Genomic DNA, 22,919 nt, shown 5'->3' on the forward strand with positions numbered 1-22,919 from the left:
ACTATGATTGGAGCATGCCAACACTAGCCCGCCTCGCGTCCTCTACCGTCACGATGTACGCAGCAGACCACCTGCCGCCACACTTTCATGTGCGCCTGAATGACGGCCGCGAAGCCCTGGTGGAAATCGCAACGCTGGAGCCGCTGACCACGCGGATTTCAAAGCGCGAACTATCCGACGCCCTGGCATGGGCTGCGGTAAACCAAGGCCTGTTGATGGCCAAATGGAAGGAACTGAACCCATGAGCAAGCAATTCACCCTGACGGCCGTAAAGGCCCTGGCCGATGGCGTGCTGGCGCTGACCTTTGCCGATGGCGAGCAGCTGCAGGTGGACGTGAAACCCATCATCAAGCGCCACCCTACCCTGCGCGAGCTGGCCGCGCCCGCCGTGTTCAAACGCGCTAAGCTGGGCGAATGGGGCGGCAGTGTGACGTGGGGCACCGATGCCCTGGAGCTGGCCGCCGACAACCTGCGCGCCCGCGCCGTTGAGCAGGCGGGTGGCTATTCGCATGAGGTCATATTGAACTGGATGGCCCGCCACGGCATGACGCTGGACACAGCCGCCGACGCGCTGGGCCTCTCGCGCCGGATGCTCGCCTACTACCGCAGCGGGGAAAAGCCCGTGCCGCGCACGGTGGCGCTTGCGTGCCTTGGCTGGGAGGCTGAGCAGCGTTTGGCCGCATAGATTCGGGCGGCCCTTACACGCTGCGCTGTGCCCTCCAAAACGCCCCACCAAGCCGAATGCTTGTGCCCCAGAACGAAACAACTGCTTACAGCAAAGCGATCAAAACGGGCGCAATCTACTGATTGTTTGATGACCCTTGAACGGGGTCAACTCGCTGTTCTACACAGCGACTTGCAACCTAGATCAGCTATGTGCATCAACATCACCCTTGCTGAGACGGTACCCGATGAGGCCTATGCGCACATCGTGGCTCTCACGCATCTATTACAGCAAACCGATGTCAACTTTAGGGGCCTCCCTATAGTGGTGGCGTGGGGCGATGTTACGGACGTCGCTCTCGTTGTCACCGACTCAGAGGACGAAATGCGAGAGAAACTCTTACGGCTTTTGGTGGAAGACGTATTGAAGATGCATTGAAAAGTGGAGCGCCTCGTCGCCGGTTTGAACTGGAAAGCAGAGCAGCAGCAAGCCCACAATTGCAGTTCAATCTGCGGTGTACATGACCATCATTTCGCGCGGGCTTTGGGCTCCGGGTGCGAAGAGCTGCAGCGTGATCAGGTGGCCCGTTGTCGATGGTTTCGTTGTGTAGGTCGCGGTCATCTTTATGCCGTGATACACGCTCGCATAAGTCACTGCGGTACCGGGTTCGGGCTGTTCCTGGCGGATGAGCTGGTGGGCTGCAGAAAATTCTGCCCAAGTAGCGCTGTTGCGCACCATTGAGAACGAACGCTTAATTTCTTCAATCAATTGCGCGCTGTATGAATCCATCGTGCCTTCTTACCCCCTTAATGCCAGCGCACTATGTACGCACCTATGTTGGTAGCCCGTAGAAGATTTTGCACATTTTTCCTATTCGGTCCATGCGAAGCATTGCACTCGCCGAATAGGTACCGCCTCCGTTGTGGCAATAGGCGTGCACCAGCTGAACTATCCCCGCACCCATGTTGGCAGGCCGTCAGACAACACGCACACTTTTTCTATCCGGCCCATGCGCAGCACGGCGCCTGCTGAATACGTGCCGCCCTGGTAATGGCACGCAGATGGCAGTTCGGGCGCTGCAGAGCTTCGCGTGGTGTCAGCGTCGAGCACTGCCGCCATACAGACCGATGCCAACACCGCGCTGACGGAGCCCAAAAAAAAGCCACGGCGATGGGGCCGTGGCTTACGTTTGATACGTATCTGTCGATGTGGGTCACTGCGTTGCCTGCAACCACCTGGCCAGCATCGTGGCCTATCACTACCTTCCCTTGTCCCTGCACGTTGTTCCTTGTTGTTGATGTACAGGAACAAATTTTTACATGCTGCACTCGCAGTGCGGCGTGAGAAGCCCCGTCGCTGTTGAGGTCCCGCAATTTCACCCAGGCCGGGCGGCGTTCGGTCAGGGCTTTGCAGGTGCAGCTGGCGCGGGCGCAGCATTGCCGCGCTCATAGCCCTGGGGAATGGTGATGATGATCGGCGCCGGTGTGGCAGCTTGGGCGGGTGCGCTGGGCTTGCCCGCGTTCCAGATAGCGCCCATCACCCCGATGACGCCAACCACGCCAATGGTGGCAATCCCAACCAAAGCGCCGTGGGTCCATCGGTGGTTGTCGGCGATGGCCTTGTGCATGTCCGCCTGGCTCTTTGCAATGTCCGCGCGCAACTCGGCCATATCGGCCCTTGTGGGGAGTTCCGCAATGGCAGATCGAATCCCCGCTACAGCTTCTTCGAGTTTGGCAACGCGTTCCATATCCCCATTATCTGGGGGCTGACCACCGGTTCGCAACTGCTTGCTGAACAGGTCAACTCCGTCGAAAACGTTGCTCATTCGGTGAAGTCCTCATCTACTTGGCGGGTGAGCATTGCCACTGTCACGCGCGTAGTTGCGGCATCAATGGACTGGGGGCCATTGCGCTCTTCTACGTGTATTGCATAGCTTCGCAGCGAGTCAGCGACTCGCTTCGCCCCTTCAGGCGATAGTTTCTGAAGCTCATCGAGCATGAAGGCCTGAGCCAGCGACAGGGTGGCAAGGGCGCTGGACAGCGTGCGTAGCGTCACGTCGTCAGTATTTGTGGCCATGACGATCAGTTCCTCTTTTGCTTACCGCCAACGGTGAATGTCATCGGCCCGGAAACGACCTGATCACCATTAACCTGCTGGCCCACGTCGCCGCCGATGGTGACGGTATTGCCGCCCGAGGCAGGCCCCTGCCCCACTTCTTGCAGGTAGCCACGCAGGACGGGGCTACCGCTGCGCCAGCGCGTCAGCAGGGTGGATTCAGCGTCACTCAGTCGCCCTTCGGAATCGCTGCTGCGCTTGCCCGTGACTATGTAGAGCACATCGGCGCCCTCGTCGGCAATGGCCTGCAGATAGCTTGCATCGGGGCTGCGCTCGCCTTTCTCGTAGTTGATCTGCGTGGCCTTGCCCACGCCGCCACGTGCAGCGAACTCCGTTTGGTTCAAGCCCATTCGGGTGCGCTCTTCCAAAAGGCGGGCGCCAATAGTCAAAATATTTTCTCCAAAACATTGACAGGTAAACGTTTGTTCACCACAATGCAAATACGTTGTAACCAATTCACTCCAGATAGTACATGCACAGCAACACCCCAGACACTGGCCTCGCGCCACGGATCGCCGTACAAGCGATGACCCTTGGTGATGAGCAATGGGGCCATGTGGCCTTTCACGTTCGATTCAGTGGCGACCACGCTCCCGGAGCCGAAGGCGAAGCGCTGCCCAGCATCTGTGCGGCGTTGGTCAGTGCCCTGTCGGCCCAGTTGCAGGTGCTGGTGCCGCAAGCGCAGATTGGCGTGCGCATGGTGGACTACGGATGGCATGAGGGCCTGTTTCATGCCGAGATGCAGAACAAGCTCACTGGGGCGGCACGGATAGAGGGCCAAGGTGGCCCGTCTCCGTGCCCCGCAACCCCCCCTTGCGCAACCCCCCTTGCGCAACCCGGCGAGCTTGCCCCAGCGGCGCGCCACACCCCTCGTCTCTTTCTGACGGTGGTCCCCGCAAACCGCACAAACGGTGTTGGCCCGATAACCGCTCTTGGCGTTGCGTGCGGCTACTACCGCACGCCCGAGCCGGGTGATGCCAACCAAAAAGCCACGGTGGTTACGCATTCCCGCTTGGTTCACCTGGACCCAGCGAGCCTGGGGGCTCTCGAAACTCGTTGTCATACACCTGCTGGCGAACCAGGTATTGGCCCAGATGGTTGTGCAGCTCCCACGCAATGGCATGCGGAAGGATCACCTCAGGAAGTTCCCGCAGGTTGCCCCCTTCAGGGTCTTGCACCGTCAGTTCCATGCGAAAGGACGAGTCCTGCACAAGGCTCAGGGTTGTGATCGGCCGCGCCACTTCCATAGGCTTGTTTTCTGGCGGCCCAACCATTTCGGGTTGCATTGAAATTTCTCCTTGAGGTTTGAATGACCATGTTCACTTCGCTGACTACCCCGCCCGCTGCCCGCCAGGCCGCCCCCGGCCCTGCCCTGGCACCCGACCGCCTGGTGCACGACAAGCCCATTGCCCTGCGCCTTACGCAAGCCGAGCGCGACGAAGCCTTCCTGCTGGCGGGCGAGGAAAGCCGCAGCGCCAGTAGCTTTGCACTGCATGCCTACCGCCTGGGCGTGGCCGAGCACAAGCGCCGCCGCGCTGCCCTTGCTGCCAACGCCTGAAAGCCGCCACGCTGTGCCACGCCACCCCTTCATCATCCTGAGAGCGCGCCGACTGGGCCTGACCTTTGCCCGCAAGGGCGCCGCCCCAATGGCGAAGAACCTGCAGCAAAGCCAGCTGCCCGCCCAACGTGGCGCCAATCTCTTTGATGCCATTGTGCTGACCTTCGTGCAAGCGAGCGCAGAGCTAAAGGCCGTTTGTGCGCACTACGTCACGCCCACTGCAGCTATTGAGGACAGCAACCCATGCGAATGATGTGCCCGCACTGCAAACAGAACGCCTACACGCGGCATTCTGGCCAGCTGACCAACACCAGCCGCGAGACGATCTTCTACTGCCGCAACTACGAATGCGGCCACGTGTTCAGCGCCGTGACGGAAATCAACCGCACGATTTCCCCCAGCGCAACGCCAGACCCCACGGTGGTGCTGCCCATGTCATCCCACATCAAGCGTGCATTGCTACAGCAGCAGCTGCAGTCGATGCCATCGGCTGACTACCAGCCGCGCCATGGTGGCTTTGTGACCGGCGACCTTTTCGCAGCGATGCCCGCCGCCGGGTAGCGCCCTCCCCCTCCCTTTTCCAAACGTCTGACGGTGCCCCTTTGGGGGCCTCGCGGGGATTCGTTCGCCTTGTGTTTTTTGGAGTTGCCATGCGTTTGATTGCTTTTCGCGTAACCCTGCTGGCATGCGCCGTGGCTGTGCCGGGCGTGGCCATGGGTGCTGCCCCTTTGCTTTGGCTGGCCATTGCTTTGGTGGTGGTGGGCTTGGCGGCCATCGTGGCCGCGCTGGCGGGGGTTGCCCCATGAGCTGCTACCGCGTGACGCACATAGACGTGCACCACCGCCGCCGCCGCATGCGTGTGCAGGCGTTGAATCGCGCCGGGGCTGTGGCCTGGGTTGAGCAGCTGTACGGCGATGCCTGGTACATCGCGGCGGTGCGCGAGGCTGGGGGCCGCTGAGCATGTCTGAGGCTATGCGCCCCGAGCCGCTGCATTCACCCATTGCACAGCTGCACTATGCGCGGCTGTTCGGGGTGGGCAATGGATCCCTGCGAGATGAGTTCGTGAAGGTGGCCAGCCAGAAGCGGTGGTCAGACGCGGAGTCCCGCGAGTGGGCGCGCATGGCGGAAACCCACCGCATGGTGTTGATGTTGCTTGCTGGCCTGGATGGTGATCTGGAAGCACTGGCGCAGCGCGGCTGGCGCGAACTTCCAGAACCCGAGCGCGAGCGTGTGAAGTCTGAGGCGCGGTTTGCGCGGCGCGAATTCAGCCGCCTGCATGCACTGACGGGGCGGTGGTGATGGCCAAGCGCAATCAGTACCAAGACTGGAGCACCGTTGAGCGCTGGCAGGCCAACACGCTGGCCGCCAAGCTCACGGCCACCCTGCCCACGCAATGGGCCGATGGTGTAGCCGAGCTGCGCCGCTCGCCGCCTGACACGCCTGTATGGCAACGCAACAGTGCCTGGCTGGAGCGCCTGCAAAACTTCAAGGCCCAGCACGGCGACGCGCTGCACTGGAGCATGAGCGACGCCGACATTTGCGAGCGCGCGCAGGCCGTGGCCGAGGGTGTGGCGCGCTTGATGGACCTGTGGCCCGAGCCGCTGACCGAGGCCGAGCAGGTGGTGCTGGTGCGCACGTCTTGCAAGCTGATGGACGTGGAGCCACCCGAGGCCGACACGCCAAAGGGCGTGATTGGCAAAGGCCAGGACGTGGCGTTCTGGCGCAAGCGCCTGCGCCAGAAGGTAGCGCGGGTGCGCGAGCTGGGCGCCATCAAGCTGGGTGTGGTGAACCACCAGAAGGGTGGCTACTGCAGCAACGCGGCAGTGGAGAACCGCCAGCAGCAGCTGGCCCGCGCTGCGGCCATGATGGAAAACACCTTGGTGCGCAATGAGGCTGGGCAGGTGTACCGCCTGGGGGAGCTGGCCAAGCTGGGCGTGTCTGACCGCGACGTGCGCCGGGGCGAGCTGATGGTGCGCATTCGCGGCTGCGAGGAATACGCCGACGCGGCGGGCCATGTGGGCCTGTTCTTTACGCAGACGTTGCCAAGCCGGTTCCACGCCATGCTGGCGCCCCCAAAGGGCACGCGCCTGCCATCGCGCAAGAACCCTAAATATGACGGATCAAGCCCGCGTGAGGGGCAGGCCTGGTTGTGCAAGCGGTGGGCCGATGCCCGCGCAGCGCTGGACAAGGCGGGCGTTCGGTTCTACGGCTTTCGCGTGGCCGAACCGCACCACGATGGATGCCCACACTGGCATTCGCTTTTCTGGTTCCAATCTCGCGAAGAAGCGCGGCTGGCGTCGGTCATCATCCGCCAGCACTGGCTCAAGCCCGAGGACGACGAGTTCCCCGAGGTGAAGTGCAAGAAGACCCGCGCGCACCTGCAGACGCGCCAGCCAGGCGCCCGCAAGAACCGGGTGAACGTGAAGTGGCTGGATGCGGGTGGCGCTGCGGCCTACATCGCCAAATACGTGGCCAAGAACGTGGGCGGGTCGTACCAGATCAACCATCTGGACGGCCAGGGCGAGGGCCACGCGCAGGGCCAGCTGTTCGATGTGGATGCGGGCGATGTGCCCGGCTATGTGCGGGTGGACGCCTGGGCTGCGACCTGGGGCATTCGCCAATTCCAGCCCATCGGCCAGCCCAGTGTGGTGGCCTGGCGCGAGATGCGCCGCGTAACGCACGATCAAGTGGAGCAGGCTCGCATCGAGGGCGACACCATCGCATGGCGCATCTATGGCGCCGTGCACCGGGTGGGGTCCATCAAGGCCGATTGGCGCCGGTTCATGGAGCTGATGGGTGGCCCATGCCGCAAGCGCGGCGAGTGGGCCATGACAGTGGCGCACCGCGAAACCCAGACCACGAACCGCTACGGCGAGGACGTGGAAAAGAAAGTGACCGTGGGCCTGGCGCTGCAGTCGGGCCGGTGGCTGATCTCGCGCCGCCAGGCGTGGAACCGGGTGGCCGATGGCCGCCAGGACCCCGAGGCCCGCGCCGCGAAGTCGGCGCCTTGGACTTGTTTCAATAACTGTAGAGCGCGCCTGACCGGCGAACTACGCAGAGCGTTTTTAGGCCGGGGCCGTCACGAAATCGAGGACTGGACCCCGCAGCCCGAACCCCAGCAGCAGCCAGGCCGGCCCGCTGCGCCCCCTTCCCCCGAGTTTTTTCAACCCTGAACCACCGCAGGAGGTATGACCGTGCCCGCAAAACTGACCATGCCCACGCTGGGCCTCACCAATCCGCGCTTCCGGTATCGCAACGCCAGCAGCACGGACATATCGGAAACATTCAAGCGTGCCCGCCGCGCCATGGCCAAGGCGAAGCGCGACGCGGAAACGGCCCAGCAGGCGCTGGAACTGGAGCCCGTGGCCGAAACAGCGGCGGCCGTGGTGGTGGCGATGCCCAGGCGTGTGCGGGGTGCCGCGTGAACGTGCAGGCCCTGGCCCAGCTGGTTCCACCGCTGCGCGGCTGCGCGCTGTGCGCCCACGGCATGGACCGTGACGGCGTGCGCCACTGCTACGCCCCGGCAGTGCGCCAGGTATTCGGCGTACATCCGGTGGCCACTGCCCGCAGCTGCGTGGAAGCCTGCGGCCCTGGCGCTGCCCACATGCACATGGACGCATGGGGCGCCACGGCATGACGGCCCCCACCGCCGCCGCTTTGCGCGCCGCCCTGCAATCCATGGTCCGTCTGCCGGCCTGCCGCGAATGGCCCTCCGACTTCGAAGCCGTGATGGCTGACCCGGTGCGCATGCGCCTCGTTCGGCTGCAGGCCACGTTCCTGACGCGCGTTGCCGCCAAGAAGACGGCGGCCCGCTCGCCCCCTCCCCCGCCGATGGCCATGCGCCCGCCCTGCTTTGACCGCAAGAGGGCAGCAGCTGGCGACCTAGACGACTGATTCACATGCACAGAGAGAAATCATGAAACAACCCCTGATAGTTGCCCTCACCGGTAAGCCGGCCGCCGGCAAAAAAACAATCGCCTCGATGCTGGCTCCTGGCCAGGGATTTGCGGCCGTGTCGTTCGCTGAGGCCGTACAACGCGACGTTGCACAAGCCTGGCGCCTTGACGTGCGCTTGCTGTCTGAACCCCGCTTGCACAACACCCCTTTGAACGCCCTGGCTGCGGGAGTCTGCAGCGACCCTGCTTTCATGCTGTGGCTCACGGATGGTGGCGAGATCCTGCCGCCGCCGCGCACCCCGGCATGGGCCATGCAGCGTTGGTCGGAGTTCCGTTGCCGGTTCATCCCCGATTACTACTGCCGCCAGGTTGAGCGCCAGATCGGCCGCTTGGTGGGCTGCGGCTGGTCGCGCATCGTTGTGCCTGACATGGTCACCACGGCGCAGGAAAAAATGCTGCGTCGGCTTGGCGCAAAGGTGGTGCGCGTTCATCGCATTGACTTGGCCGCCGCGCCAGCGCAGCCCGCCGACTGCGCGCCAGTGCTCACCATCAAGTCGCACGCGGACATCGAGAACACAGGCTCGCTGGAAGGGCTGGGCGCCGCCGTCATGGAGTGCATCGACTTTTTGGAGGTGCTGGTGCTGGCTCCCTGCGACCGATCAATGGCAGAGGTCGCTGAATGAAGGCCGCAACAACGGTTGCCGTGAAGCCAGCCTACTACAACGAATTTGACAAATTTGCAGCTCAATGGCTGCGCAACCTTATCGCCGCGGGGCACATCGCGCCGGGCGATGTTGACGATAGGAGTATTGAAGATGTTCGACCGAGCGACCTTGACGGATACACACAGTGCCACTTCTTCGCTGGCGTGGGCGTCTGGTCTTACGCCCTTCGGCTCGCAGGATGGCCAGACGACAGACCTATTTGGAGCGGTTCCTGTCCGTGCCAACCTTTCTCCGAAGCAGGCCAAGGCACTGGGTTTGATGACCAGCGGCACCTGTGGCCGCACTTCCACCACCTCATCCGCGAGCGCCGCCCTGCAGTCGTCGTTGGAGAGCAAGTTGCGAGCAAAGATGCTGCCCCTTGGATCGACCTTGTATGCGCTGACGTGGAAGCCCTGGGTTACGCCTTCGGAGCGGTCCCGTTTCCGTCTGCGGGCATCGGTGCGCCGCACATCAGGGACCGTCTCTACTGGGTGGCCGACACCTTTGGTGAACAACGCGCGCGGGCCGCAAAAAGGGCCAGGCCGCGAGGGCGGCATGTGCCTGGGCATGGCCGCTCACATGTCGGGCTGGCCTACCCCGAACAGCACCATAGTGGATGCCAAGCCGAACCCACCAATAACGGTCAGGCGACGGCCCACGGACCCACAAATCAGCACAGCGGATATTGCCGTCCACCTGTGCGGCTGGCCGACACCCACCACAACGAACAACGGCAAGGGGGAGCTGCCCCAGGCAAAAGCCAATCGGGGAATGAATCCCGGTTTGAACCCAGCGGATGCGGCCCTGTTGACGGCTTGGAGCTGCGATCGAGGCCCGGCCAGGTTAACGGCTTCTGGGCTGATGCTGACTGGATCTTCTGCCGGGATGGCAAGTGGCGGCCTGTTGAACCCGGCACACAGCCGCTGGTTGATGCGTCTCCCTCCCGAGTGGGACGCCTGCGCGCCTACGGCAATGCCATCAACGCAGAAGCGGCACGCGTCTTCATTGAAGCGGTGATGGAGTGCGCACCATGATGGGAGAACTATATGCAAACCGTTGAAAAAGTCGTGCCACTGCTGCGCCTGCCGAGCGTGCTGCAAGCCACAGGGGTGGGCCGAACCACCCTATATGAACGCATCAAGGACGGGCTGTTCACGCCGCCCATCAAGCTGGGCGTCCGCGCATCCGCCTGGCCGGCTAACGAGGTGCAAGCTTTTAACGATGCAGCCATTCGGGGATTCAGACAAGAAGAGGTGAAGTCGCTGGTATCCGCGCTCATGCAAAGCCGTAGACCCATTTCCTAGAAATTGCCCACTATCACTTCATCGACAAGGCTTTGGTCACCAGCGATGATGGACAGTAAATGAAACACCAACGGAGGGATGCGAATGTCAATCAATGCAGGCGATTTGTTCAGACATCTTGAAAAAAAGCTCCATAGTCAGACTGACGAAGAGTTGGCCCAAGCGCTCGGTATGAGAAAAATTCAGATGCAGGCTTGGCGCAGCGAAGGCAAGGAACTGAGCGCACTTCAAGTCGCAAACATCGTTTCGAAGGCCACGGAGCACACGAAGCAGCACATTCACCGGACCGCAATTCGAGCAATTGTTGAGTTCTTCCCAATCACGCCCACTCCCACCAAGGCGGGAGCAAATCAACTGCGAGTATTTGATGCGGCTGCAGACAAAGGGCGATATAGCACTGAGTTGCAAAAGGTGCTCAATGCAACCAAGGCGGGTATCTATATTTTCTATGACACCCGGGGAAGAGCGCTCTACGCGGGGCAGACGAAGAAGCAAAACATCTGGAAAGAGATGAATCTCGCGTTTAACCGGGATCGCAGCACTCAAGTCATGACTCTGGTTAAACACCCAATCAACAACGTGGAGTTCAAACCAGCGCATCAGTATGTACGACAGCCGCACGACAGGATGCTGCGCTTACATGATTTGGCTGCATATTTCAGTGCCTACGAAATCATTCCCGAAATGGTTGACGACATAGAAGCGCTGCTTGTTAGAGCCTTCCCCAACGATCTTTTGAACTTCAAGATGGAACGGTTTGGCAAAGGTATCAGCAAGGATGAAAAGGCTAAGTCCCTCCCCAAAGCGAAAGCAATAGGGAAGGAGTAACTATTGCGGTGGCGCACTACGACTCAAACTGACGCTGCACGAATTGGTAGTGTGATGGGCCGGCCGCGCATCCCGTCAAGGTGATCCGCCCAGAGCTGCATCAATGCGGTGCGCTGGGGTAGATACTGTGCGTGGTTGTAGGCGGCGCTCACGCGGTCCCGCTCTTGGTGGGCTAGCTGTAGTTCAATGACGGCATGTTCCTGGCCAAGCTCATGCAAAACAGTCGAAGCAATGCCACGGAACCCGTGGCCGGTCATTTCCCCTTTGTAGCCCATGCGGTACAGCGCAAACAAGATCGCGTTGTTGCTCATGGGCTTTTCGTGATCATGGCCACCGGGGAATAGCAGGGCATTGCCGGTGCCAACCAGCTGCAGCGCCTGCAGCACTTCAACAGCCTGGCGCGAGAGGGGCACGATGTGCTCCGTTTTCATCTTCATTCGTGGGGCAGGTATCCGCCACTGTGATGCCGCCAGATTGAATTCCACCCATTCCGCCTTGATCAGCTCGCTGGTGCGCACGAACGTGAGGGCCATCAGGTGGATGGCCAGGCGAGTGCGAATGTGGCCCCGGTAGTCGTCCACGTCGCGTAGCAGCTGTGGCAACTTCGCGACATCCACCCGCGCATAGTTCTGCTCGCGCACCGGCGCCAGCACGTCGCCAGGCTGTATGTCGCCCGATGGGTTGTGTTCGGCCAGGCCGTGCCCGAGGGCATAGCGGAACACCTGGCCCGAAATTTGGATGGCGCGCCGCGCCAGGTCGTGCGCGCCGCGCTGTTCAACCTTCTTGGCCAGGGCCACGATCTGCGGCGCCTTGATCGAGGCAATGGGCAGCGCGCCAATCTGCGGGAAAACATCCAACTCCATCCGGCGCAGCACCTGGTCGGCGTGTTTTTTGGTGCGCGTGCGCGCCCAGCTCGCATGCCAGGCGCGGGCCACCGTTTCAAAGGAGTTATCGGCCGCCACCGCACTTGCGCGTTTCTGCGCCTGGCGGTTTGCCGAGGGGTCGATGCCGTCCACCACCTGGCGGCGCGCATCGTCGCGGGCCTTGCGCGCCTGCAGCAGTGACACCTCGGGATACACCCCAAGGCTCAGGCGCTTTTCTTTGCCGTCGATGCGGTACTTGAAACGCCACCATTTGCCGCCCGATGGGGCGACCTCAAGGTATAGGCCATCAGCGTCGTACAGCTTGCGAGCTTTTTCCGAGGGCTTGGCCGCCTTGATTGCGGCGTCTGTGAGGGGCATGTGGGGCAACTCCGAGGCATGGGGCAATTGCTGCCCCAATAGTTGCCCCAAAGTATAGGCGGCTGCCTGCGGACGCTGGCGGACGATGCCGAACGCGAAAAGCCGCGCCACAAAAGAGAAAACCGCCAGGTCCGGATTTCTACGGACGCTGGCGGTTGAATAAATGGTCGGCGTGGCGGGATTCGAACTCGCGACCCCTTGCACCCCATGCAAGTGCGCTACCAGGCTGCGCTACACGCCGACAAGACTTAGATTATATGCAGAAAAAACCTCAGTTCAGAGAAAGCAGCGCACGAATCTCAAATAATTCTTTGCGCACTGCATTGGAGTCCAGCGTGAACCCCGTCGCCTCGATAGAGAGGTCACGGGCGCTGTCCACCAACATGCTCGGCATCTCGGAATCCAGTCCATCCAATGGCGCATCGGGTCCCACATCATCGCGGGCAGGATGCGCAAGCTCCTGCAGGCGATTGCGCGCGCCACTGATCGTGAAGCCCTGGTCGTACAGCAGGTCACGGATGCGGCGGATCATCAGCACCTCATGGTGTTGGTAATAGCGCCGGTTGCCACGCCGCTTCATGGGACGCAGTTGCGTGAACTCCTGCTCCCAGTAGCGCAATACATGGGGCTTGACGCCACATAACTCCGCGACCTCACCAATCGTGAAGTAGCGCTTGGCGGGGATGGAAGGGAGGGGGGTGCCCATGGGTTGTGGATTCAAACCGAACAGCCGACTAGCGTACTGCAGACGCGCGCAGACCGCCAGCCATCGGCAACATTCTGGTCACAAAAACGGCACAAATTCACGAAGCAGCGGCCGTTTGGATTTGTTCCTTGAGCTTGCTGCTGGCATGAAATGTCACCACTCGGCGTGCCTTGATCGGAATGGCCTCGCCCGTGCGCGGATTGCGCCCCGGGCGCGGCGCCTTGGTGCGAATCTGAAAATTGCCGAAACCCGACAACTTGACATCCTTGCCTTCCACAAGGCTCTGGGAGATCAGATCGAAGAACGCGTCGATCATGTCCTTGGACTCGCGCTTGTTCAGGCCGATCTGATCGAACAGCAGATCGGCCAGCTGCGCCTTGGTCAGTGCCGGTGTCTCCAGGCTTTCGACGGCAAATTCGATCATGGCATCACTCCCCTCTTGGACAATGTCGTTGTCATCAAACACGCAGGCGCGCACCGGTGCGCTGCACCAGGCTGTCAGCGACGGCTTGAACAGCAGCCTCGATCTCCGCCTCGGTCAGGGTGGCTTCATCACGCGCCAACGTCAGGCGCACGGTGACGCTCTTCTCGCCTTGCGCAAGGCCGCCGGAAGGTGCTTCTTCGCCTTCGCGCAACGGCTTAGGACGGTACACGTCGTACAGAACTGCCGAGCGCAACATCCCGCTTGGCAGCGCCTGCTGAACCGCCGAGATGATCTCGTCGTGCGTCACGCGCTCGGCGACCACCACGGCCTTGTCCCGCTCGACGGCCTGGTGCTTGGCCACGGCCTTGAATTGCGGCACCACGCGCTGCATCACGGCGTCGAGCTCGAGTTCGAACATCACCGGGGCCAGCGGCAGGTCCCAGGACTGGCGCCACTGCGGGTGCAGTTCGCCCACGAAGCCGATGGCACGGCCGTCCACCAGCACGCGCGCGCAACGGCCGGGGTGCATGGCTGGGTGCGTGGCGGGCTCGAAGCTGGCCTGCAGCGGAGCCAGCAAGGCCTCCACGTCGCCCTTCACATCGAAGAAGTCGATGGCTTGCTCCTTGCGCCCCCACTGCAGCGCATCGTTTGCGCCGTAGGCCAGGCCGGACACGCGCATCGGCTGGTTGAAGCCTTCGACGGTGGTGTCGGTGTTGCACACCGTGGCGTCGCGCAGGAACACGCGGCCCAATTCGAACACGCGCACACGCTGGGCCTTGCGGTCCAGGTTGAACTTCAGCACCTGCAGCAGCGAACCCAGCAGCGTCGAGCGCATCACGCTCATCTGGCTGGCGATGGGGTTGAGAAGCTTGATGGGCTGGGCGTTCGCGGCCAGCTCTTGCTCCCAGCGCTCTTCGACAAAGCTGAAGTTGATGGTCTCCTGATAACCCAGCCCGGCCAGCGAGCGGCGCACGGCAAACGGGCTGCGCGTGGCCTCGGCCGGCAGCTTGGGCGTGATGGGTGCCAAGGGCGGCGTGGTGGGCAGGTTGTTGTAGCCCACCATGCGCGCCACTTCTTCGATCAGGTCTTCTTCGATAGTGATGTCGAAGCGGTACGCGGGCGGCGTGACGGTGAGCGTGCCTTCGCCCTGCACCACCGGCAGGCCCAGGCGGGCCAGCACGTTGGCGCACTGCGCCTGCGTGAGCGGCATGCCGATGACCTTGGAAGCACGCGCCACGCGTAGCGTGACGGGCTGGGGCACCGGCAGGTTCACGGACTGGTCGTCCATGGGACCGCAGGCGGTGTCCGGCGTGCCGCAGATATCGATGACCAGCTGGGTGATGCGCTCGATGTGCTCGACCGTGAGGCTCGGATCCACACCGCGTTCGAAGCGGTGGCCGGCATCCGTGGAGAAGTTGAAGCGGCGCGAGCGCCCGGCCACGGCCTTGGGCCACCAGAAGGCGGCTTCGATGTAGATGTGCTTCGTGTCGTCGGACACGGCGGTGGCGTCGCCGCCCATGATGCCGGCGAGCGACTCGACCTGCTGCTCGTCAGCGATCACGCCGACCTTGTCGTCCACGGTGATGATGTTGCCGTTGAGCAGCTTGAGCTGCTCGCCGGGCTTGCCCCAGCGCACGTCCAGGCCGCCGTGGATCTTGTCCAGATCAAAAATGTGCGAGGGCCGGCCCAGTTCGAACATCACGTAGTTGGAGATGTCGACCAGCGGCGACACGCCGCGCTGGCCGCAGCGCGCCAGGCGGTCCAGCATCCATTGGGGCGTGGCGGCGCGCGTGTTCACATTGCGCACGATGCGGCCGGAGAAGCGGCCGCACAGGTCGGGCGCGCTCACCTTGACGGCGAGCTTGTCGGACAATTTTGCCGCCACCGCGGGGAAGGAAGGCTGCTTCAGTGGCACGCCGGTGAGGGCCGACACTTCGCGCGCAATGCCGTACACGCTAAGGCAGTGCGCCAGGTTGGGCGTGAGCTTGAGCGTGAACAGCGTGTCGTCCAGGTTCAGGTGGGTGCGGATGTCCTGGCCCACGGGCGCAGAAGCATCAAGCTCGAGCAAACCTCCGTGGTCTTCAGACAGCTTGAGCTCGCGGGCCGAGCACAGCATGCCCTGGCTCTCCACGCCGCGCAGCTTGCCGACCTTGATGAGGAACGGCTTGCCATCGTCGCCGGGCGGCAGCTCTGCGCCCACCATGGCACACGGCACCTTGATGCCGACGCGGGCGTTGGGCGCGCCGCACACGATGTTGAGCAAGGCGCCCTGCCCCACATCCACCTGGCACACGCGCAGGCGGTCGGCGTCGGGGTGCTGCACGGCTTCTTTGATCTCGCCCACCACGATCTTGGTGAAGGGCGGCGCCACGGGGCGTAGCTCTTCCACCTCCAGGCCGGCCATGGTCAGCGTCTCGGCCAGCTCGACCGTCGTGAGGGATGGGTTGCAGAACTCGCGCAACCAGGATTCAGGAAATTGCATAGTCGGACTCTTGTTCTAAAGGATCAGCGCGCTGCCGCCGGGCTGCGCGCGTGCGTCGCTCAATCGGCAGGCTTTACTGGAACTGCGACAGGAAGCGGATGTCGCCGTCAAAGAACAAGCGCAGGTCGTTCACGCCGTAGCGCAGCATGGTCAGGCGGTCGGGGCCCATGCCGAAGGCAAAGCCGATGTACTTTTCCGGATCGAGGCCCATGTTGCGCACTACGTTCGGGTGCACTTGGCCGGAGCCGGCCACTTCCAGCCAGCGGCCGGCCAGCGGGCCGGTCTGGAACTGGATATCGATCTCGGCACTGGGCTCGGTGAAGGGGAAAAAGCTCGGGCGAAAGCGCAGCACCAGGTCGTCGCTTTCAAAGAAGGTGCGGCAGAACGCGGTGAAGATGACCTTCAAGTCTTTGAAGCTCACGTTCTCACCAATCCACAGGCCTTCGCACTGGTGGAACATGGGCGAGTGCGTGGCGTCGCTGTCCACACGGTAGGTGCGGCCCGGCGCGATCACGCGGATCTCGGGCATGGGCTGGTCGGCGTCGAGCAGCGCGCGGTGCTTCTTCACATGCTGCACCGCGTGGCGGATCTGCATCGGGCTGGTGTGGGTGCGCAGCAGGTTGGGGGCGGTGTCAGTGCCGCCCTCCACGTAGAACGTGTCGTGCATGGAACGCGCAGGATGGTCTTCCGGCGTGTTCAGTGCGGTGAAATTGAACCAGTCGGTCTCGATCTCCGGGCCCTGGGCCACGTCGAAACCCATGGAGCCGAAGATGCCCTCGATGCGCTCGAGCGTGAGCGACACCGGGTGCAGGCCGCCCTGCCCGCGCTGGCGGCCCGGCAGGCTCACATCCAGCGCCTCGGCCTTGAGTTGGACCTGCAGCTCGGCATCGGCCAGCGCCTGACGCCGCGCCGTGAGAGCGGCTTCGATGGCCTGCTTGGCAACATTGATGGCGGCACCGCGGGATTTCTTTTCCTCGACGGACAGCTGCGCCATGCCCTTCATGAGCTCGGTTACGCGGCCCGCCTTGCCCAGAAACTGCGCTTTGGCGTTTTCCAGATCAGCAGGGGTGGCGCTTTGGGAAAACAGTTGCGTCGCGCTTTCGACCAGGGAATCCAACTCGTTCATATCGACTCTTGAAAATGAACAAGGGCTAGCGCCTTTTCAAGCCCTAGCCCTTGCTGTTATTGCGCAAGCAGCTATCAAAAAGATAGCCGCTCATCGTGAACTCAAGCAGCCAGTTTGGCCTTGACTTGGCTTACGATGCTGCCAAAGGCAGCCTTGTCGTGCACTGCGAGATCGGCCAGCATCTTGCGGTCGATCTCAATGGATGCCTTCTTCAGGCCGTTGGCGAACTGGCTGTAGGTCAGGCCCAGTTCACGGGCAGCGGCGTTGATACGGGCGATCCACAACTGGCGGAACACGCGCTTCTTGGTGCGGCGGTCACGGTAGGCATATTGCCCAGCCTTCATTACCGCCTGTTTGGCGATACGGTAGACATTACCGCGGCGACCACGGAAACCCTTAGCAAGGGCGAGAACTTTCTTGTGACGGGCACGGGCCGTTACACCACGTTTGACGCGAGGCATGTATGTACTCCTTGTTCGTCGTTAATTACACGCCCATGCCGGGCAGCATTTGTGCGATAGAGCCCATATTGGTCTCATGCACAGCAACTGCACCACGCAGGTGGCGCTTGTTCTTGGTGGTCTTCTTGGTCAAGATGTGACGTTTGAAGGCTTGACCGCGCTTGACGGTGCCACCGGGACGAACGCGGAAACGTTTTTTCGCGCTGCTCTTGGTCTTCATTTTGGGCATGTGAATGCTCCTTTTCTTTGTGCTCGTGAGGCGTTTGCAAACCGATCTGCAAACTTGTTGGCCCCGAGCCACTTTTATCGAAAGGCTCGCGCCTTTCGCTCGGCAGCGCCGAAACACTGCCTTTTTGAACACCGCCCTCGCAGGAGCAGCATTCAAAATTTCACACCAACCACTGCACCCTCAGGCTGCAGTGCCAGTTGCCGGAGCGCCTTCTGCAGCTTGCTTGGCTGCAGCAGGCTTCTTTTTACCGGGGGCGATCATCATGATCATCTGGCGGCCTTCCAACTTGGGAAACTGCTCGATGATGATGCTGTCTGCCAATTCGTCCCGAATGCGATTCAACAAGGCAAGACCCAACTCTTGGTGCGTGATTTCGCGGCCACGGAAACGCAGCGTGATCTTGCACTTGTCGCCATCCGCCAAAAACCGACGGATATTGCGCATCTTGATGTTGTAGTCACCATCGTCCGTACCTGGGCGGAACTTGACTTCCTTGATCTCAATGACCGTTTGCTTGGCTTTGGCTTCCGCCGCACGCTTTTGCTCTTGGTATTTGAACTTGCCATAGTCCATGAGGCGGCACACCGGAGGATTCGCCGTGGCAGCGATTTCCACCAGATCCACATCCAGCTCACCCGCCATGCGCAAGGCTTCCATCAGGCTGACGACGCCCAAGGGTTCATTTTCAGGCCCGGAAAGACGAACTTCCGGAGCCATGATTTCACGGTTCAGGCGATGCTTGCGCTCTTCACGGTGGCGACGATCACGAAATTCAGTAGCGATGGCTATCTTCCTTCAATCAAATTACTACAAACTTTGTAGCTACAACCGCACACATGGCAGGCGCCGAAGCATGTTTTCACGAAAAATCAGGCTTTGGTGGCGATGTCTTGGGCGATCAGCTCAGCGAACGCTTCCACAGACATCACGCCGAGGTCACGATTGCCCCGGCCACGCACTGCGACGGCTCCTGCGGCCTTCTCCTTGTCGCCCGCGACAAGGATGTACGGCAGCTTTTGCAACGAATGCTCACGTATTTTATACGTAATCTTCTCATTGCGCAGATCGACCGCCACTCTAAGGTCTTGATTCGGCAGTGCTTTTTGCAGCTTTGCAGCAATTTCGCGACAGTAATCGGCCTGTGCGTCCGTGATGTTGAGCACTGCAACCTGCACTGGCGCCAACCATAGAGGGAAGGCGCCGGCATAGTGCTCAATCAGCATGCCGATGAAGCGCTCCATGCTGCCCACGGTCGCACGGTGCAGCATCAAAGGGCGCTTGCGGCTGCCATCTTCAGCCACATATTCTGCGTCCAGGCGCTCAGGCAGATTGGGGTCGATCTGCATCGTGCCGCACTGCCACTGGCGACCCAGCGCATCCTTGAGCGTGTACTCGATCTTGGGACCGTAGAACGCGCCCTCGCCTTCGGCGATCTCGAACTCGCAGCCCGAATGGCGCAGGCCATCCATCAGCGCCTTCTCGGCGCGGTCCCACGATTCATCGGTGCCGATGCGCGCCTCGGGCCGCGTGGCCACTTTGTAGATGATGTCGGTAAAGCCGAAGTCCTTGTAGACCTTCTGCACCAGTGCGGTGTAGTTGGCGCACTCTTCCAGCACCTGCTCTTCCGTGCAGAAGATGTGTCCATCATCCTGCGTGAAGCCACGCACACGCATGATGCCGTGCAGGCCACCCGTGGGCTCGTTGCGATGGCAGGCACCGAACTCGCCATAGCGCAGCGGCAGGTCGCGGTAACTCTTGATGCCCTGCTTGTAGATCAGGATGTGCCCAGGGCAGTTCATCGGCTTGAGCGCGTACTCGCGCTTTTCCGACTCGGTCGTGAACATGTTGTCGCGGTACTTGTCCCAGTGGCCTGTTTTCTCCCACAGGCTCTTGTCCAGGATCTGCGGGCCCTTGACCTCCTGGTAACCATTGTTGCGGTACACGCGGCGCATGTACTGTTCCACCTCTTGCCACAGCGCCCAGCCCTTGGGGTGCCAGAACACCGTACCCGGGGAATGCTCGTCCATGTGGAACAGATCCAGCTCCCGACCCAGCTTCCGGTGGTCACGTTTCTCGGCCTCTTCCAGCATCGTGAGGTACTGCTGCAGCTCCTCCTTGGACGTCCACGCGGTACCGTAGATGCGCTGCAGCATCTCGTTGCGGTGGTCGCCACGCCAATAGGCCCCTGCCACCTTCATCAGCTTGAAGAACTTGAGCTTGCCTGTACTGGGAACGTGGGGACCACGGCACAGGTCCTCGAAATTGCCTTCGCGGTAAAGGCTCACATCTTCATTGCTGGGGATGCTGGCAATGATCTCCGCCTTGTAGTGCTCGCCAAGTCCCTTGAAATATGCAACGGCCTCGTCACGCGGCAGCACCCGGCGCACCACGAGCTCGTCCTTCGCAGCCAGTTCGGCCATGCGTTTTTCGATGGCCACCAAGTCTTCGGGAGTGAAAGGACGCTTGTACGCAAAGTCGTAGAAGAAACCGTTTTCGATCACCGGACCGATGGTCACCTGCGCCTCTGAGAAGAGTTCCTTGACGGCGTAAGCCAGCAAGTGGGCAGTGGAGTGGCGAATCACCTCCAGACCATCCGCATCCTTGGCCGTGATGATGGACAGTGGGCTATCTGCCGTAATCTGATAGCTGGTATCTACCACCTTGCCATCGATCTTGCCAGCCAGAGCTGCCTTGGCGAGTCCCGAGCCGATGGATGCAGCCACTTCGGCCACAGTGACAGGACCTGGAAACTCGCGCTGCGAACCGTCAGGAAGCGTGATGTGAATCATGGGAGTAACTCTTTCTTTTCAATCAGTGCAGTGGGTACGGGCACGCGCCAGGCCCAGAAAACAAAAAAGCGCGGAACAGGTCCGCGCTTTCTGGAGGAGGTGTGCAATCTCGTGCAGGCGCGAACAGCCAGCCTTAACGGCCGGTCAACATCTCCGATGTAGTTCGCGGTGTCATAACCAGATTGCCTTTCTCGCTCTTGTGCAGTGGAATTTCCGCCATTTTACCCTCGCATCGGAATTGAATGCCCAAACAGGACACCTGCGCCGATCCACCGATGGCATTTCCGCCACACCCACGGGGGGAGCGCAGGTACGTCCGCCAAGCGGGCGCTAGGCTCTCTGGCCACGCAGGCCAATGAAATTTCGACGCGGAAGCCACTGCCGATCCAGGTGGAAACTGTGCGATGATTTTTAGCCGTAAGAGACATGGCAACGACCTTGGGCACCATGAAACGTGAGAAAGTCCTGCGCAGAGACACCACCGGCTCGTAGCCGATCTTCGGCCGGGATCGGCTTTATGAGAATGTTTATGCACCCAGAGATTTCCGTTGTCATCCCGGTTTATTGTGAAGAAGCAGGCATTCGCCACACGCTGCGGGAGGTGGAGAAATTTCTGACTTTGTCAGCATCCACTTGGGAAATCGTGGTGGTGGACGATGGCTCCAAGGACAACACCTGGAACGAGATCACAACGATCTCTCAAACCCTGCCCCAGTTGCGGGGTCTGCGCCTGAGCCGCAATTTTGGCAAGGAAGCAGCAGTCTCGGCAGGCTTGGAGGCCGCAGGCGGCAAAGCGGTGATCATCATGGATGGAGACATGCAGCATCCCCCTTCCCTGCTGCCGACCATGATCGAGACATGGCGCACGGGCGAGTTTGACATCGTGGAAGCCGTCAAATCCAGCCGGGGCGACGAATCTGCCCTCTCTGCTGCACGGGCAAAACTCTTCTATCTGATTTTGCGGGCCTTCTCGGGCCATGACCTAAACGGCGCATCAGACTACAAGTTGCTCGATCAACGGGTCATCGAAGCGTATCGCACGATGAAAGAGCGCAACGTGTTCTTTCGCGGCATGATCAGCTGGATGGGATTCAGGTCTACCCAGATCCCCTTCGAGGTCGAGCCACGCATCGCGGGCGATTCGGGATGGTCCGTCTTCGGATTGATTCGCCTCGCCGCCATTGCCGTCACGAGCTTCAGCACTTTTCCACTGCATCTGATCACGATTTTTGGCGTGCTCTTTTTCGCCTTCTCCGTGGTTCTGGGGATGCACACGGTGTACATGAAGTTGTCGGGGGCAGCCATCAACGGCTTTACCACTGTCATCTTGCTGCTGTTGATCATTGGTAGCTCGCTAATGATCGGCCTCGGCATCATCGGCGAATATCTGGCGCGCATCTATGACGAGGTCAAACAACGGCCCCGCTACATCGTCTCCCAAAAGTTGCCGCTGAGCCCATCTTCTAAAAGCCCAGGCAGCCATTGAGTCCGCCACGCCGCTCGTCTCGGCACATCCTCGCGCAATGACCCCGCGTTTTGCGCCACCGTGGGACCAGTGCGCGGCCGTCTAGCATTCCCTCTGAACAACGCCTGGACCTTCGCGCACAAGACCTCGGACATGCCACAGGCAATCTCCGTGAACGGCCCCGACCCAACCCAGCAAAGTGCGGCTCTTGTACGCTCTTGCCCTTCCACAAACAGGGCACCGTACCCAACCACCAGATGATCCAGAAGGTAGACATGCAGACAGCCGCTTTTCCAACCACCCAGCGAACATCGAGTGACTGGATAGCACTGATCTTCGTCGCCGTACTCGGGGCCATCCAGGTCTATTTTTTTGACATCACATTCCATGGTCCGGACCAGATCCGCGATGTGGAAATTGCACGCAGACTGATTCATCACCAGGAGTGTTAGCGCCAGTGCAATCGTGATCAGCAGTGCCAGTCGAACATTGACCAGGGGCTAGAGCTGGTTCCATTTGAAGCCAGCTGTGGATAACTATAGGGTGGATGCTTCGGTAGGTCCTCCTTTCTTTGAAGTCGTGGTCAGTATGGCCGAGCCATCAGGCGAGGCCCTTTCCTCCGCGGTCTCGCTAACCTGGGCCGCTGCTGCCTTCTTGGTCTGCTCACGGGCCTTGATGCGCCCCTTGGCTTCGTGCGTGCTGTGGCGGAAGCGGTAGGACTCGTTGCCCGTCTCGATGATGTGGCAGTGATGGGTCAAGCGATCCAGCAACGCAGTGGTCATCTTGGCATCGCCGAACACCGTGGACCACTCCGCGAACGTCAGGTTGGTGGTGATCATCACGCTGGTGTGCTCGTACAGCTTGGACAGCAGGTGGAACAACAAGGCGCCACCGGCCTGGCTGAAGGGTAGGTAGCCCAACTCGTCG

33 protein-coding genes and 1 tRNA gene are annotated in these 22,919 nt (G+C 61.2%); 17 read left to right on the forward strand and 17 right to left on the reverse strand.

Annotated elements, in window-relative coordinates; genetic code table 11:
* Positions 1 to 14 precede the first annotated feature (14 nt).
* Both ARADN35_RS0121640 and ARADN35_RS0121645 read left to right on the forward strand, forming a co-directional pair.
* The gene (locus ARADN35_RS0121640) at positions 15 to 245 is read left to right on the forward strand and encodes a DUF4160 domain-containing protein (RefSeq protein ID WP_029414279.1); all 231 of its coding nucleotides are present in this window, start codon (positions 15 to 17) and stop codon (positions 243 to 245) included.
* Entirely contained in the window at positions 242 to 685 is a 444-nt protein-coding gene (locus ARADN35_RS0121645) for a DUF2442 domain-containing protein (protein ID WP_010465910.1), read from the forward strand. Before ARADN35_RS0121640 ends, ARADN35_RS0121645 begins: the two co-directional genes overlap by 4 nt.
* 483 nt (positions 686 to 1,168) lie before the next feature.
* Here the strand turns inward: ARADN35_RS0121645 and ARADN35_RS0121655 are convergent, their stop codons facing one another.
* From ARADN35_RS0121655 to ARADN35_RS0121675, 6 genes are all read right to left on the reverse strand, one after another.
* Positions 1,169 to 1,453, reverse strand: a complete 285-nt coding sequence (locus ARADN35_RS0121655; protein WP_010465915.1) for a hypothetical protein — start codon at positions 1,451 to 1,453, stop codon at positions 1,169 to 1,171.
* A gap of 610 nt (positions 1,454 to 2,063) precedes the next feature.
* On the reverse strand, positions 2,064 to 2,411 hold the full coding sequence (locus ARADN35_RS0121660) for a hypothetical protein (protein WP_139019225.1): 348 nt from the start codon (positions 2,409 to 2,411) through the stop codon (positions 2,064 to 2,066).
* A 74-nt stretch (positions 2,412 to 2,485) separates the two neighbouring features.
* Positions 2,486 to 2,740, reverse strand: coding sequence for a hypothetical protein (locus ARADN35_RS0121665; RefSeq protein WP_010465919.1), 255 nt, complete (start codon positions 2,738 to 2,740; stop codon positions 2,486 to 2,488).
* A 5-nt stretch (positions 2,741 to 2,745) separates the two neighbouring features.
* Entirely contained in the window at positions 2,746 to 3,234 is a 489-nt protein-coding gene (locus tag ARADN35_RS26705) for a helix-turn-helix domain-containing protein (protein ID WP_279626873.1), read from the reverse strand.
* Entirely contained in the window at positions 3,165 to 3,512 is a 348-nt protein-coding gene (locus tag ARADN35_RS28095; RefSeq protein ID WP_139019226.1) for a hypothetical protein, read from the reverse strand. Before ARADN35_RS28095 ends, ARADN35_RS26705 begins: the two co-directional genes overlap by 70 nt.
* Positions 3,513 to 3,777: 265 nt before the next feature.
* Positions 3,778 to 4,065, reverse strand: a complete 288-nt coding sequence (locus ARADN35_RS0121675) for a hypothetical protein (protein ID WP_010465923.1) — start codon at positions 4,063 to 4,065, stop codon at positions 3,778 to 3,780.
* Positions 4,066 to 4,094: 29 nt separating this feature from the next.
* On the opposite strand from ARADN35_RS0121675, the gene ARADN35_RS0121680 reads away from it, so the two are divergent.
* The 14 genes from ARADN35_RS0121680 (at position 4,095) to ARADN35_RS0121745 (ending at position 11,069) form a co-directional block, all read left to right on the forward strand.
* Positions 4,095 to 4,337 (forward strand): hypothetical protein, encoded by a 243-nt coding sequence (locus ARADN35_RS0121680; RefSeq protein WP_208856832.1) that lies wholly within the window; start codon positions 4,095 to 4,097, stop codon positions 4,335 to 4,337.
* Positions 4,338 to 4,350: 13 nt separating this feature from the next.
* Positions 4,351 to 4,590, forward strand: coding sequence for a hypothetical protein (locus ARADN35_RS0121685; RefSeq protein ID WP_010465928.1), 240 nt, complete (start codon positions 4,351 to 4,353; stop codon positions 4,588 to 4,590).
* Positions 4,581 to 4,898 carry an Ogr/Delta-like zinc finger protein gene (locus ARADN35_RS26710; protein ID WP_050812561.1) on the forward strand — a complete coding sequence of 106 codons (318 nt, stop codon included), beginning with the start codon at positions 4,581 to 4,583 and terminating at the stop codon, positions 4,896 to 4,898. Before ARADN35_RS0121685 ends, ARADN35_RS26710 begins: the two co-directional genes overlap by 10 nt.
* Positions 4,899 to 4,987: 89 nt before the next feature.
* Complete coding sequence (locus tag ARADN35_RS28240) at positions 4,988 to 5,143, forward strand: hypothetical protein (RefSeq protein WP_010465931.1); 156 nt, start codon at positions 4,988 to 4,990, stop codon at positions 5,141 to 5,143.
* 11 nt (positions 5,144 to 5,154) lie between these two features.
* Complete coding sequence (locus ARADN35_RS28320) at positions 5,155 to 5,295, forward strand: hypothetical protein (RefSeq protein ID WP_167539800.1); 141 nt, start codon at positions 5,155 to 5,157, stop codon at positions 5,293 to 5,295.
* Positions 5,296 to 5,297: 2 nt separating this feature from the next.
* Positions 5,298 to 5,636 carry a hypothetical protein gene (locus tag ARADN35_RS26715; RefSeq protein WP_139019227.1) on the forward strand — a complete coding sequence of 113 codons (339 nt, stop codon included), beginning with the start codon at positions 5,298 to 5,300 and terminating at the stop codon, positions 5,634 to 5,636.
* The gene (locus ARADN35_RS26720) at positions 5,636 to 7,510 is read left to right on the forward strand and encodes a replication endonuclease (RefSeq protein WP_010465936.1); all 1,875 of its coding nucleotides are present in this window, start codon (positions 5,636 to 5,638) and stop codon (positions 7,508 to 7,510) included. Before ARADN35_RS26715 ends, ARADN35_RS26720 begins: the two co-directional genes overlap by 1 nt.
* Positions 7,511 to 7,531: 21 nt before the next feature.
* Complete coding sequence (locus ARADN35_RS26725) at positions 7,532 to 7,762, forward strand: hypothetical protein (RefSeq protein ID WP_100199505.1); 231 nt, start codon at positions 7,532 to 7,534, stop codon at positions 7,760 to 7,762.
* A complete protein-coding gene (locus ARADN35_RS0121720; RefSeq protein WP_010465941.1) occupies positions 7,759 to 7,974 on the forward strand; it encodes a hypothetical protein in 216 nt (71 codons plus the stop codon). The genes ARADN35_RS26725 and ARADN35_RS0121720 overlap by 4 nt, the downstream gene beginning before the upstream one ends.
* Entirely contained in the window at positions 7,971 to 8,231 is a 261-nt protein-coding gene (locus ARADN35_RS0121725; protein WP_139019228.1) for a hypothetical protein, read from the forward strand. The genes ARADN35_RS0121720 and ARADN35_RS0121725 overlap by 4 nt, the downstream gene beginning before the upstream one ends.
* A gap of 22 nt (positions 8,232 to 8,253) precedes the next feature.
* Complete coding sequence (locus tag ARADN35_RS0121730) at positions 8,254 to 8,916, forward strand: hypothetical protein (RefSeq protein WP_029414281.1); 663 nt, start codon at positions 8,254 to 8,256, stop codon at positions 8,914 to 8,916.
* Entirely contained in the window at positions 8,913 to 9,971 is a 1,059-nt protein-coding gene (locus ARADN35_RS26730; RefSeq protein ID WP_050812562.1) for a DNA cytosine methyltransferase, read from the forward strand. Before ARADN35_RS0121730 ends, ARADN35_RS26730 begins: the two co-directional genes overlap by 4 nt.
* A gap of 12 nt (positions 9,972 to 9,983) precedes the next feature.
* Positions 9,984 to 10,241, forward strand: coding sequence for a helix-turn-helix transcriptional regulator (locus tag ARADN35_RS0121740; protein ID WP_010465945.1), 258 nt, complete (start codon positions 9,984 to 9,986; stop codon positions 10,239 to 10,241).
* Between the two features lie 84 nt (positions 10,242 to 10,325).
* On the forward strand, positions 10,326 to 11,069 hold the full coding sequence (locus tag ARADN35_RS0121745) for a hypothetical protein (protein WP_010465948.1): 744 nt from the start codon (positions 10,326 to 10,328) through the stop codon (positions 11,067 to 11,069).
* Positions 11,070 to 11,092: 23 nt separating this feature from the next.
* Here ARADN35_RS0121745 and ARADN35_RS0121750 read toward each other — a convergent pair whose 3' ends face one another.
* The 10 genes from ARADN35_RS0121750 to thrS all read right to left on the reverse strand — a co-directional run bounded on the left by ARADN35_RS0121750 (position 11,093) and on the right by thrS (position 20,527).
* Positions 11,093 to 12,310, reverse strand: coding sequence for a tyrosine-type recombinase/integrase (locus ARADN35_RS0121750; RefSeq protein WP_010465950.1), 1,218 nt, complete (start codon positions 12,308 to 12,310; stop codon positions 11,093 to 11,095).
* A 164-nt stretch (positions 12,311 to 12,474) separates the two neighbouring features.
* A tRNA-Pro gene (locus ARADN35_RS0121755) sits at positions 12,475 to 12,551 on the reverse strand.
* Positions 12,552 to 12,581: 30 nt separating this feature from the next.
* A complete protein-coding gene (locus ARADN35_RS0121760) occupies positions 12,582 to 13,016 on the reverse strand; it encodes a MerR family transcriptional regulator (protein ID WP_010465952.1) in 435 nt (144 codons plus the stop codon).
* Positions 13,017 to 13,113: 97 nt separating this feature from the next.
* The gene (locus ARADN35_RS0121765; protein WP_035198379.1) at positions 13,114 to 13,440 is read right to left on the reverse strand and encodes an integration host factor subunit alpha; all 327 of its coding nucleotides are present in this window, start codon (positions 13,438 to 13,440) and stop codon (positions 13,114 to 13,116) included.
* 34 nt (positions 13,441 to 13,474) lie between these two features.
* The gene (pheT, locus tag ARADN35_RS0121770; RefSeq protein WP_010465957.1) at positions 13,475 to 15,922 is read right to left on the reverse strand and encodes a phenylalanine--tRNA ligase subunit beta; all 2,448 of its coding nucleotides are present in this window, start codon (positions 15,920 to 15,922) and stop codon (positions 13,475 to 13,477) included.
* Between the two features lie 73 nt (positions 15,923 to 15,995).
* Positions 15,996 to 17,048, reverse strand: a complete 1,053-nt coding sequence (gene pheS, locus ARADN35_RS0121775) for a phenylalanine--tRNA ligase subunit alpha (RefSeq protein ID WP_010465958.1) — start codon at positions 17,046 to 17,048, stop codon at positions 15,996 to 15,998.
* Between the two features lie 101 nt (positions 17,049 to 17,149).
* Positions 17,150 to 17,509, reverse strand: coding sequence for a 50S ribosomal protein L20 (gene rplT / locus ARADN35_RS0121780; RefSeq protein WP_010465961.1), 360 nt, complete (start codon positions 17,507 to 17,509; stop codon positions 17,150 to 17,152).
* A gap of 25 nt (positions 17,510 to 17,534) precedes the next feature.
* Positions 17,535 to 17,738 carry a 50S ribosomal protein L35 gene (gene rpmI, locus ARADN35_RS0121785; RefSeq protein ID WP_010465963.1) on the reverse strand — a complete coding sequence of 68 codons (204 nt, stop codon included), beginning with the start codon at positions 17,736 to 17,738 and terminating at the stop codon, positions 17,535 to 17,537.
* A 180-nt stretch (positions 17,739 to 17,918) separates the two neighbouring features.
* Positions 17,919 to 18,527 carry a translation initiation factor IF-3 gene (infC, locus tag ARADN35_RS0121790; protein ID WP_081474691.1) on the reverse strand — a complete coding sequence of 203 codons (609 nt, stop codon included), beginning with the start codon at positions 18,525 to 18,527 and terminating at the stop codon, positions 17,919 to 17,921.
* Between the two features lie 80 nt (positions 18,528 to 18,607).
* Positions 18,608 to 20,527, reverse strand: coding sequence for a threonine--tRNA ligase (gene thrS, locus ARADN35_RS0121795; protein ID WP_010465968.1), 1,920 nt, complete (start codon positions 20,525 to 20,527; stop codon positions 18,608 to 18,610).
* A 529-nt stretch (positions 20,528 to 21,056) separates the two neighbouring features.
* Here thrS and ARADN35_RS0121800 point away from each other — a divergent pair.
* Positions 21,057 to 22,013 carry a glycosyltransferase family 2 protein gene (locus ARADN35_RS0121800; RefSeq protein ID WP_010465971.1) on the forward strand — a complete coding sequence of 319 codons (957 nt, stop codon included), beginning with the start codon at positions 21,057 to 21,059 and terminating at the stop codon, positions 22,011 to 22,013.
* Positions 22,014 to 22,528: 515 nt separating this feature from the next.
* On the opposite strand, the gene ARADN35_RS26735 is transcribed toward ARADN35_RS0121800, so the two are convergent.
* Positions 22,529 to 22,919 (reverse strand): ATP-binding protein (locus ARADN35_RS26735; protein WP_010465974.1); only part of this gene is annotated, 391 nt, incomplete at its 5' end.

Origin of the sequence: Acidovorax radicis N35 (genome assembly GCF_000204195.1) — a bacterium.
Classification (GTDB): Bacteria; Pseudomonadota; Gammaproteobacteria; order Burkholderiales; family Burkholderiaceae_C; genus Acidovorax; species Acidovorax radicis.

What these genes read in the sequence shown, in the direction of transcription:
- ARADN35_RS0121765 (WP_035198379.1), bottom strand. Translation starts at nt 13,440, where the DNA reads ATGATCGAATTTGCCGTCGAAAGCCTGGAGACACCGGCACTGACCAAG.
- ARADN35_RS0121675 (WP_010465923.1), bottom strand. Translation starts at nt 4,065, where the DNA reads ATGCAACCCGAAATGGTTGGGCCGCCAGAAAACAAGCCTATGGAAGTG.
- ARADN35_RS26715 (WP_139019227.1), top strand. Translation starts at nt 5,298, where the DNA reads ATGTCTGAGGCTATGCGCCCCGAGCCGCTGCATTCACCCATTGCACAG.
- ARADN35_RS28095 (WP_139019226.1), bottom strand. Translation starts at nt 3,512, where the DNA reads ATGAAACAGGCCCTCATGCCATCCGTAGTCCACCATGCGCACGCCAAT.
- ARADN35_RS0121740 (WP_010465945.1), top strand. Translation starts at nt 9,984, where the DNA reads ATGCAAACCGTTGAAAAAGTCGTGCCACTGCTGCGCCTGCCGAGCGTG.
- ARADN35_RS26720 (WP_010465936.1), top strand. Translation starts at nt 5,636, where the DNA reads ATGGCCAAGCGCAATCAGTACCAAGACTGGAGCACCGTTGAGCGCTGG.
- pheS (WP_010465958.1), bottom strand. Translation starts at nt 17,048, where the DNA reads ATGAACGAGTTGGATTCCCTGGTCGAAAGCGCGACGCAACTGTTTTCC.
- ARADN35_RS26730 (WP_050812562.1), top strand. Translation starts at nt 8,913, where the DNA reads ATGAAGGCCGCAACAACGGTTGCCGTGAAGCCAGCCTACTACAACGAA.
- ARADN35_RS0121730 (WP_029414281.1), top strand. Translation starts at nt 8,254, where the DNA reads ATGAAACAACCCCTGATAGTTGCCCTCACCGGTAAGCCGGCCGCCGGC.
- rplT (WP_010465961.1), bottom strand. Translation starts at nt 17,509, where the DNA reads ATGCCTCGCGTCAAACGTGGTGTAACGGCCCGTGCCCGTCACAAGAAA.
- ARADN35_RS0121750 (WP_010465950.1), bottom strand. Translation starts at nt 12,310, where the DNA reads ATGCCCCTCACAGACGCCGCAATCAAGGCGGCCAAGCCCTCGGAAAAA.
- pheT (WP_010465957.1), bottom strand. Translation starts at nt 15,922, where the DNA reads ATGCAATTTCCTGAATCCTGGTTGCGCGAGTTCTGCAACCCATCCCTC.
- ARADN35_RS0121745 (WP_010465948.1), top strand. Translation starts at nt 10,326, where the DNA reads ATGTCAATCAATGCAGGCGATTTGTTCAGACATCTTGAAAAAAAGCTC.
- ARADN35_RS26710 (WP_050812561.1), top strand. Translation starts at nt 4,581, where the DNA reads ATGCGAATGATGTGCCCGCACTGCAAACAGAACGCCTACACGCGGCAT.
- ARADN35_RS0121725 (WP_139019228.1), top strand. Translation starts at nt 7,971, where the DNA reads ATGACGGCCCCCACCGCCGCCGCTTTGCGCGCCGCCCTGCAATCCATG.
- ARADN35_RS0121640 (WP_029414279.1), top strand. Translation starts at nt 15, where the DNA reads ATGCCAACACTAGCCCGCCTCGCGTCCTCTACCGTCACGATGTACGCA.
- ARADN35_RS0121800 (WP_010465971.1), top strand. Translation starts at nt 21,057, where the DNA reads ATGCACCCAGAGATTTCCGTTGTCATCCCGGTTTATTGTGAAGAAGCA.
- ARADN35_RS0121680 (WP_208856832.1), top strand. Translation starts at nt 4,095, where the DNA reads ATGTTCACTTCGCTGACTACCCCGCCCGCTGCCCGCCAGGCCGCCCCC.
- ARADN35_RS0121660 (WP_139019225.1), bottom strand. Translation starts at nt 2,411, where the DNA reads ATGGAACGCGTTGCCAAACTCGAAGAAGCTGTAGCGGGGATTCGATCT.
- ARADN35_RS0121645 (WP_010465910.1), top strand. Translation starts at nt 242, where the DNA reads ATGAGCAAGCAATTCACCCTGACGGCCGTAAAGGCCCTGGCCGATGGC.
- ARADN35_RS0121665 (WP_010465919.1), bottom strand. Translation starts at nt 2,740, where the DNA reads ATGGCCACAAATACTGACGACGTGACGCTACGCACGCTGTCCAGCGCC.
- rpmI (WP_010465963.1), bottom strand. Translation starts at nt 17,738, where the DNA reads ATGCCCAAAATGAAGACCAAGAGCAGCGCGAAAAAACGTTTCCGCGTT.
- thrS (WP_010465968.1), bottom strand. Translation starts at nt 20,527, where the DNA reads ATGATTCACATCACGCTTCCTGACGGTTCGCAGCGCGAGTTTCCAGGT.
- ARADN35_RS28240 (WP_010465931.1), top strand. Translation starts at nt 4,988, where the DNA reads ATGCGTTTGATTGCTTTTCGCGTAACCCTGCTGGCATGCGCCGTGGCT.
- ARADN35_RS0121760 (WP_010465952.1), bottom strand. Translation starts at nt 13,016, where the DNA reads ATGGGCACCCCCCTCCCTTCCATCCCCGCCAAGCGCTACTTCACGATT.
- ARADN35_RS0121655 (WP_010465915.1), bottom strand. Translation starts at nt 1,453, where the DNA reads ATGGATTCATACAGCGCGCAATTGATTGAAGAAATTAAGCGTTCGTTC.